General features: G+C 61.8%; 7 protein-coding genes and 2 tRNA genes. 7 read left to right on the top strand and 2 right to left on the bottom strand.

Going from position 1 to position 6730, the window contains the following annotated elements:
• Positions 1-798 (bottom strand): cupin domain-containing protein (locus tag ABW043_RS07320; RefSeq protein ID WP_353920562.1); only part of this gene is annotated, 798 nt, incomplete at its 3' end.
• A 152-nt stretch (positions 799-950) separates the two neighbouring features.
• Here ABW043_RS07320 and ABW043_RS07315 point away from each other — a divergent pair.
• Positions 951-1694: an alpha/beta fold hydrolase gene (locus ABW043_RS07315; protein ID WP_353920561.1), complete on the top strand. Its 744-nt coding sequence runs from the start codon at positions 951-953 to the stop codon at positions 1692-1694.
• 181 nt (positions 1695-1875) lie between these two features.
• Positions 1876-2085, top strand: coding sequence for a 2TM domain-containing protein (locus tag ABW043_RS07310; protein WP_353920560.1), 210 nt, complete (start codon positions 1876-1878; stop codon positions 2083-2085).
• Here the strand turns inward: ABW043_RS07310 and ABW043_RS07305 are convergent, their stop codons facing one another.
• The gene (locus ABW043_RS07305; protein WP_353920559.1) at positions 2086-2415 is read right to left on the bottom strand and encodes a putative quinol monooxygenase; all 330 of its coding nucleotides are present in this window, start codon (positions 2413-2415) and stop codon (positions 2086-2088) included.
• Between the two features lie 241 nt (positions 2416-2656).
• On the opposite strand from ABW043_RS07305, the gene ABW043_RS07300 reads away from it, so the two are divergent.
• The 5 genes from ABW043_RS07300 (at position 2657) to ABW043_RS07280 (ending at position 6729) form a co-directional block, all read left to right on the top strand.
• Positions 2657-3304: a glutathione S-transferase family protein gene (locus ABW043_RS07300; protein WP_353920558.1), complete on the top strand. Its 648-nt coding sequence runs from the start codon at positions 2657-2659 to the stop codon at positions 3302-3304.
• A gap of 343 nt (positions 3305-3647) precedes the next feature.
• Positions 3648-4886 carry a putative DNA modification/repair radical SAM protein gene (locus tag ABW043_RS07295; RefSeq protein ID WP_353920557.1) on the top strand — a complete coding sequence of 413 codons (1239 nt, stop codon included), beginning with the start codon at positions 3648-3650 and terminating at the stop codon, positions 4884-4886.
• Positions 4886-6328: a UdgX family uracil-DNA binding protein gene (locus ABW043_RS07290; protein WP_353920556.1), complete on the top strand. Its 1443-nt coding sequence runs from the start codon at positions 4886-4888 to the stop codon at positions 6326-6328. The genes ABW043_RS07295 and ABW043_RS07290 overlap by 1 nt, the downstream gene beginning before the upstream one ends.
• A gap of 77 nt (positions 6329-6405) precedes the next feature.
• Positions 6406-6482: transfer RNA gene (locus ABW043_RS07285), tRNA-Met, on the top strand.
• A 172-nt stretch (positions 6483-6654) separates the two neighbouring features.
• Positions 6655-6729: transfer RNA gene (locus tag ABW043_RS07280), tRNA-Gln, on the top strand.
• Position 6730 lies beyond the last annotated feature (1 nt).

Here is a 6730-nt window from a genome sequence, read left to right as displayed (position 1 = left end):
GCTCGTGAACCGCTCGGCAAAGCTTGAGCGCGACATGCCCGCAATATCGGCCAGTTCGGCCACGGTGCGCCGCTCGAATGGCGTGTCGTGAATGGTTTTGAGCGCCCGGCTGATCCGCGGATCGGCCAGCGCTCCGAGCCAGCCTTTGTTCTCGGGCGGCGCCTTGTGCACCCAGGTGCGCATGGCGCGGATCACCAAAACGTCGATCAGCCGCGAAATCATGATCGCCGCGCCCGATTGCGGCGCCCTCGCTTCCGCATGGAGATAATGCGCCAGCCCGTCGAGCCAGCCCGCCTCCTCGGCCAGCGCTTCCCGCGAGATGTGGATGATCGAGGGTAGCACCGCGAGCATCGAGGGCAGGTTGTCGCCCTCGAAGCGGAAAGCCCCGCTGATGAGGCGCGTCATGGCGCCGCCGCCGCCCATGCTGACGGTCAGGCTCTCTTCCTTCATCTGCGCAAACAGCACCAGCCGCGCCGACACGGGCTTGCCGTCCTCGGTGCCGATCACATGCCCACGCCCCTGCGGCATTACCAGGAGATCGCCTGCCCCAGCCTCGATCACCCGCCCATCGCTGGCGGTGACGCGCATTGCCCCTTCCTGCACGACGTGAAAATGGGCTGATCCCGTTTCAAAGTTCAGCGCCCAGGGCGCCGTCAGTTCGGCCGAGAATACCAGTTCGCCGCGCAGGCGGATCAGCGTCAGCACCTGCGAGAGTAGATCGACGCGCGTCGCCATCATCGGAAAAGCGGCCTCGGATTCCGGAGCAAGAGGTCCGGAGGCGCGGTCATGGCTGTTCATGCTGCAAGCCTCTAAATAGAGCCCATCACTTGGCGAGGAAATCAAGCAATCCTCGGCCGAAACGCAAGATCCAGAAACACCACGCTAGCGCAAAGCCAGCGGCAAGGAAACTTTGCCGATCGTCCAACCTCGCCCAAATTTTGGAGATGAAAATGAAGACCGCACTGACCGCTATCATGCTTGCCGCCGCCGCCCTTGGCGTCACCGCCACCACCGCCCAGGAAGCCAAGAACATCGTGCTGGTGCACGGCGCCTTTGCCGATGAAAGCTCCTGGGACAAGGTTGCCGCCATCCTTTCGGCCAAGGGTTTCAATGTCACTCAGGTCGCCAATCCGCTGACCTCGCTGGCCGATGACGTCGCCGCCACCAAGGCCGCTCTCGACGCCCAGGACGGCCCGACCGTTCTTGTCGCCCATTCCTGGGGTGGCGTGGTCATCGGCGAAGCCGGGGCCGATGAAAAGGTGAAGTCGCTGGTTTATGTCTCGGCCTTTGCCCCGGACAAGGGCGAAACGCTCAATGCCCTGCTCTCCGGTGGTGCACCGAGCGAAGGCGTCAAGGCCATCCGTCCCAACGAACAGGGCGGCCTGATCTTTGACCCCGCCAGCTTCCCGACCCTCTTTGCCGGCGATCTGCCCAAGGAAGAAGCCGAAGCCATGGCCGCACGCCAGTTGCCGTCCAACCCGGCCAATTTCGACGCCGCCGCCGACGTCGCCGCCTGGCACGACAAGCCCAACTTCTATGTCGTGACCACCCAGGATCAGGTGATCCCGCCCGATGCCCAGCGCTTCTTTGCCGGCCGCATCGGCGCGACGACCACCGAAATCGACGCCAGCCATTCCGGTCTCGTCTCGCAGGCCGAAGCTGTCGCCAAGGTCATCGAAGACGCAGCTCGCTAAGCGGTAGCGCTAAGCCACGACAATCGCGCGTGCCGACACCCCCACCTATCCTCCCCCCTCAAGGGGGAGGTGATGCATCCAGTCTTTGGCACTATCCAGCCAGGATCACCGCTCCAACACCTCCCCCTTGAGGGGGGAGGATGGGAGGGGGGGGGAGCCACTCAACCAATAGGAGATCATCATGACCAACACTGCTCAATGCGACGGCCGCCTTGGCCTTGCGATCCACGCCGCCGTCTTCGTCGCCACCATGGCGGTGCTCTTCGCCATCAACCTGCTGACCGGCGCCCCGTTCTGGGCCCTGTGGGTCTTTCTCGCCTGGGGCATCGGCATTGCCGCCCACGCCATCAGCCATGCCGCTATGCGCCGTCACAAAACGGCGCATGCCTGATCAGCCGGCCCGCAGCGGCGACAGAAAAGTCAGCACGGAATTGGGTTCGACAATCAGCTCCTGCAGCTTGGCGTTGAACACGGCTCCATAGTCGGCAGAGATATGGGCGGCGAATGCCGCCTTGTCGCGATAGATTTCATAGACGACGAACTTTGCCTCATCTTCCAGCCGCTGGAAGCAATCGAAGGCCACATTGCCCGGCTCGCGCCGCACATCGGTCGCCAGCCCCGCCAGAAGCGTCGCCACATTGTCTGCCTCCCCCGGACGCGCCGTGAATTCGGCAATCAGCGATACCGGGCCTTGCTCCGGCAGATTGTTCAAAATGTCCAAATCTTTGGTCCTTTGTGCTCGTCCACTCGCTGGCGTCGGCGCCAATAAATGTCCCGTCCCCTCCATCGTCATTGCCGGGCTTGTCCCGGCAATCCATCTCGCCTCCGCATGGACCACCGGGACAAGCCCGGCGGTGACGAGGGAGGCGTGTTCTTTGTTGGTCAATTACAGGTACAAAAATATTAGTCGAAATGCCGCCGCGGCGTTCGTCCTATGACTGTACCCCAAGGAGGACATTGCGATGAAGCCGATCATAACCGCATTCGAGAATTCGCCCGATGGTGGCCAGGGTCTTGCCCGCGACATGCGCGTGCGCTGGGCCATGGAAGAAGTCGGGCTTGCCTATGACGTGCGTCTCGTCTCCTTCAAGACCATGAAGGAGCATTCCCACAAATCGCGCCAGCCTTTCGGGCAAATCCCGACCTATGAGGATGGCGATATCGTCATTTTCGAATCCGGCGCCATCGTCCTCCACATCGCCCAGCACCATCCTGGCCTTTTGCCCGCCGATGAGCCCGGCCAGGCCCGCGCCATGGCCTGGCTCTTTTCCGCCCTCAGCACTATCGAGCCGGCAATTGTCGAGCGCGAACAGGTCTATTTCACCGAGCGCGACAAGCCCTGGTACGAGGACCGCCTGCCGCTCATCGACGACCAGATCCGCTCTCGCCTCAACCCTCTTTCCGCCCGCCTCGGCGACGCCGACTGGCTCGACGGCAGTTTCAGCGCTGGCGACCTGATGATGGTCATGGTCCTCCGCCGGCTTGAGCCCGAAATGCTCGCCGAATACCCAAACCTTGCCGCCTATGTCGCCCGCGCTGAACAGCGCCCAGCCTACCAACGGGCCTTTGCCGCGCAAAAAGCGGTGGCTGACGCGGCAAGGGCAGGGTGACTGCCCGCCTACCGGGCATCCCTCCAGTGCCCACCCACCGCTCGTCATCCTCGGGCTCGACCCGAGGCCACTTCACTTATCGGAGGTGCGGCAAGTATAGCGCCCTCGGGTCAAGCCCGAGGGTGACCTCCTGGAAATCCCCAAAACCACACCGTCATCCCCGCGAAAGCGGGGATCTCTGTTTCCAGGGCACACTCCATTGTCACCCCGGCCTGCGCCGGGATGGCGGCCCGTGAGCGGCGGTTGCCCTCGGCTCCCCCGTTCACAATTCCCTCACTCATGTCTTTTTGACATGCACTTGCCCCGGACTCGGCCTATTCATCCAGAACAAAGGATGAACAAAATGGTCGCTCTCAGCCTTACGCGAAAACTCGCTATTCTCGCCGATGCCGCCAAATATGACGCGTCCTGTGCCTCGAGCGGTTCGGAAAAACGCGACAGCAGCAAGACTGGCGGCATCGGCTCCACTGAGGGCAGCGGCATTTGCCATTCCTACGCCCCGGACGGCCGCTGCATTTCACTCCTCAAACTGCTGCTGACCAATTTCTGCATCTATGACTGCGCCTACTGCATCAATCGCTCGTCCTCCAATGTCGAGCGCGCGCGCTTCTCGGTCGACGAGGTGGTCCGGCTGACCCTCGACTTCTACAAGCGCAACTATATCGAGGGCCTGTTCCTCTCCTCGGGCATCATCCGCACGCCGGACTACACGATGGAGCAGATGGTGCGCGTCGCCCGCACGCTGCGCGAAACCCATCTCTTTGCCGGCTATATCCACCTCAAGGTGATCCCCAACGCGGCGCCCGAGCTGCTGACCGAAGCCGGCCGCTGGGCCGACCGCCTCTCCACCAATATCGAACTGCCCACCGACACCGCCCTTGAGCAGTTCGCCCCGGAAAAGCGCCCTGCCGAAATCCGCACCGCTATGGCGCGCCTGCGCGGAAAACTCGATGAAACCACGGACGACAAAAAACCGACCAAGGCAAAGCCGGAAAAGTTCGCTCCCGCCGGTCAATCGACCCAGATGATCATCGGCGCCGACAAGGCCGACGATGCGGCCATCCTCACCCGCGCCGCCGGCCTCTATTCCGGCTATCGGCTGAAGCGCGTCTACTATTCCGCCTTCTCGCCCATTCCCGACGCGTCCTCGCGCCTGCCGCTCGCCCCGCCGCCCCTCATGCGCGAGCATCGCCTATACCAGGCCGATTGGCTCATCCGCTTCTATGGTTTCGATGTGCCTGAAATCGTCGCAGGCGGGGAGGGCGGTCATCTCGATCTCGCCCTCGATCCGAAACTGGCCTGGGCGCTAAAACATCGCGGCAGTTTCCCCATCGACATCAACCGCGCCGACCGCGAACTGTTGCTGCGCGTCCCCGGCCTCGGCGTCAGCGGCGTCGATCGCGTCCTCTCTTCGCGCCGCCATCATCGCCTGACCCTAGCCGATCTCGCGCGCCTCACCGCCTCCATCGACAAGGTGCGCCCTTTCATCGCCGCCGCCGACTGGACGCCGGGGGGCCTCACCGATGATCTGCGCCTGCGGCAAAAGCTGGCGCCGCCGCCAAAGCAGTTGGAGCTGTTTTAATGCTCTCGGTCCGGCTCGAACGCCTCAATGATCTCGACGAGTGGCGCGGCAAGGCGCGCCGCCTGCTCGTTGCCGGCATGAAGCCCTCGCAGGTCGTCTGGCGCGTCGGTTCAGAAGAGAGCGGGCTCTTTGAAGCAGGCGACGACATGCTGCCCAATACCGATGGTCCGATCGGCTCCGTGCCCCGTCAATTCATCGACCTTGCAACCGATGTTATCCAGCATGCCGACCCGCAACGTTTCGCGCTGCTCTATCGGCTCCTGTGGCGACTGCAGGACGATAAGCACATTCTCGCCAACGCGGCTGATAGTGACAACAGTCTGCTAACGCGAATGGCCTCGGGGGTACATCGCGATGCACACAAGATGAAGGCTTTCGTGCGCTTCCGCACCGTCGAGCATAACGGAGACGAACGCTACATCGCCTGGTTCGAACCGGACCACTTCATCCTCGAAGCCACCGCCCCATTCTTTACGAGACGCTTTGCCGGAATGCATTGGGGCATCATCACCCCCTACGCTAGTGCCTTCTGGGACAAAGAGAATTTGAGTTTTGGCCCCGGCGGCCACAAAAAAGATATCCCCGCGGAAGGCGCCGTCGAGGATGATTGGCGCACCTATTACGGCGCGATCTTCAACCCGGCCCGCCTCAAAGTGGCGATGATGAAGTCCGAAATGCCGGTCAAATACTGGCGCAACCTCCCCGAAGCCGACCGCATCGCTCCCCTGATCCGCAATGCAAAGCAAATGGAGCAAGACATGATAGCCCGCGCCACCACCCAGCCCCCGGCTCGCCACATTCGCCAAAAGGCGCACGAGGTGGAGAAAGAAACTCAACTAATTCAATCACTTGCTGACGCCGCTGAAGCAGTCCATGACTGCCGCCGCTGCCCGCTTTATGAGCACGCGACCCAGCCCATCTTCGGCGAAGGTCCTGCCAATGCCAACGTCATGTTCGTCGGCGAACAACCTGGCGATCAGGAAGATCTGCAAGGCCGGCCCTTCATCGGTCCCGCGGGCCAAGTCTTTGACGACGCTATCAAAAACGCCGGCATCGACCGCCGTCGCCTCTACGTCACCAACGCCGTAAAGCACTTCAAATTCGTGCCCCGCGGCAAAAGACGCATCCACCAGAGCCCGAACGCCGGCGAAATCCACGCCTGCCGCTTCTGGCTCAATCTCGAACGCGAATTCGTCAAGCCCAAGATCATTGTCGCCTTGGGTGCCTCGGCCGCGCAAAGCCTTGTTGGAAAAGCAGTTTCCATCAGCCAAATGCGCGGGAGGCCGATCGATCTTGAGGACGGTTCGGTGCTCTACATCACCAACCACCCCTCCTATCTCCTGCGCATTCCCGACCCGGAAACCAAGGTTCGCGAACGCGAAAAGTTCGAAGCCGACCTCGCGATGATCCACGCTCACATTCAACGTTTGGAAAAATCGTAAGCCGCGGATCGCAACTCTTGACAGACCAACCCCCTAAACCTTAGTAAGGCGCCATCGACGCAGGTCGAGCCCTTTGGGGCGGAGTAGCTCAGTTGGTTAGAGCAACGGAATCATAATCCGTGTGTCCCCAGTTCGAATCTGGGCTTCGCTACCAAATTTACCCATAAAATCAGTCGCTTGATCGATGTCTCGTGCTGTTAGAGTGCTTGCGTTCACGCGCACATGGCGCGGCCAAGAGACGTGCCAAGAACTTTCCCAAGCCTAATTTCGCGCCACGACAAGCCGTGTTGCACGCCCTTTACAAACGGTGTAGGAACCGCGCCAGTTGGGGTGTCGCCAAGTGGTAAGGCACCGGTTTTTGGTACCGGCATTCCTAGGTTCGAATCCTAGCACCCCAGCCAG

The organism is Devosia sp., assembly GCF_040509215.1.
In the GTDB taxonomy this organism is placed as follows: Bacteria; Pseudomonadota; Alphaproteobacteria; order Rhizobiales; family Devosiaceae; genus Devosia.
Note: the sequence above shows the minus strand (reverse complement) of the source record. Positions and strands in the feature narration are given on the sequence as shown.